General features: G+C 61.5%; 1 protein-coding gene and 1 pseudogene. Both read left to right on the top strand.

Annotated elements, in window-relative coordinates; genetic code table 11:
• Positions 1 to 434 (top strand): annotated as a pseudogene (locus IH13_RS41735) (transposase); the annotation flags it as partial.
• A gap of 38 nt (positions 435 to 472) precedes the next feature.
• On the top strand, positions 473 to 1,123 hold the full coding sequence (locus IH13_RS41730; protein ID WP_037843255.1) for a pentapeptide repeat-containing protein: 651 nt from the start codon (positions 473 to 475) through the stop codon (positions 1,121 to 1,123).
• Positions 1,124 to 1,427 lie beyond the last annotated feature (304 nt).

Below are 1,427 nucleotides of genomic sequence, written 5' to 3'. Positions count from 1 at the left end.
GCTGTACCTGTGCGCGGTCAAGGACGCCTGCTCGGGCCGCATCGTGGGCTACTCCATCGACGCCCGGATGAAGTCCAGTCTCGCCGTGAGGGCTCTGGAATCCGCGGTCGCCCGTCGCGGTCAGGTCGCCGGATGCATCGTTCGTTCCGACCGCGGGTCGCGATTTCGCTCGCGGGAATTCGTCACGGTTCTCGCACGTCACAGCATGATCGGATCGATGGGCCGGGTCGGTGCCGCCGGCGCCAACGCGGCCATGGAGAGATTTTTCGCGCTGCTGCAGAAGAACGTCCTCGACCGCCGCACCTGGACCACCCGCCAGGAACTGCGGACCGCAATCGTGATCTGGATCGAGCGCACGCCAGAAACGCCTGGCCCGATTGACCCCCGTCGAGTTCGAGACCATCATGACCCCACCCGCAGCCCTGGCTGCATAGAACCCGCTGTCACCCGATCGTGCAGCAGTCCCGTTGGAGTGATCGCGTTGTCTGGTACCCGTAGCGGTGAACGGAGCGTAAAGACGCTCCCAGTCGATGCGCAGGCTACTGCCATATTGATCGAGTGGACTGCCTCCGGTGATTCGCCATTGGACGTGGCTGGGCTAGACCTGCGCGGAGCCGACCTTTCCGGTGCCGATCTCACCGAAGGGCTGTTCACGGAGTCTGTCCTTCGGGGCGTCAACTTGTCTGGTTCCGATCTGTACAGATCCCATCTGGAGGGAGCTGAGCTCGAAGGAGCAAATCTTTCTGAAGCCACACTCGTGAAGGCTGTACTGGATGAATCCTCGTTGGCTGCCGCAAATTTGGACCGAGCCGATCTCGGAAGTGTGGAAGCGTGGGCAGTTGACGCCCGAGGAGCGTCCTTCAGAAGCGCCAAACTCGATGGGGCCGGACTGCTCGATGTGAAGCTTCAAGGTGCAGACCTGTCAAATGCAAGCGCCCAACGAACATCATTTCAAGTTTTCATGGATGAACAGACGACAGTACTCGGGCTTACGGGGACGATATTCGGTCCGGTGCACGTCACCGAAGGAAGCGAGCTGCGTGCGATCACCGGAGCCGACCTCGAAGCCTGGCTGAACAGTCGAGGTGCACACGTACAGGTCCTGCCTCCTCTACGAGGGTAAGGAAAGTGGCGGCAACTGACGGGCCCGAACGACCCGCGCGAGCTCGGAAAGCCAGCCAGGCCGCGCTGTCTACTCAATCTTTCGCGACAACGCTGGGTTCATCGACCTGACTGGCGCGCTGACTGGCGCGCTCATGCGTCCTGGAACTCTGCAGGGTAGCTTGGGCACTCCCGTACTGCGCTCCCTTGACAGCGCAGTACTTGATCCAGTGGATACGAAGGGGCGCATCATGTACTACACAGCGGCAACTGACTCGCGGGCCACGCTGTTGCGGCAGCGCGTTCTAGCCTCGATCGTTCATGAG

This window comes from Streptomyces sp. NRRL WC-3549 (genome assembly GCF_000721935.1).
GTDB lineage: Bacteria > Actinomycetota > Actinomycetes > Streptomycetales > Streptomycetaceae > Streptomyces.
This window is presented reverse-complemented; position numbering and strand designations above follow the sequence as displayed.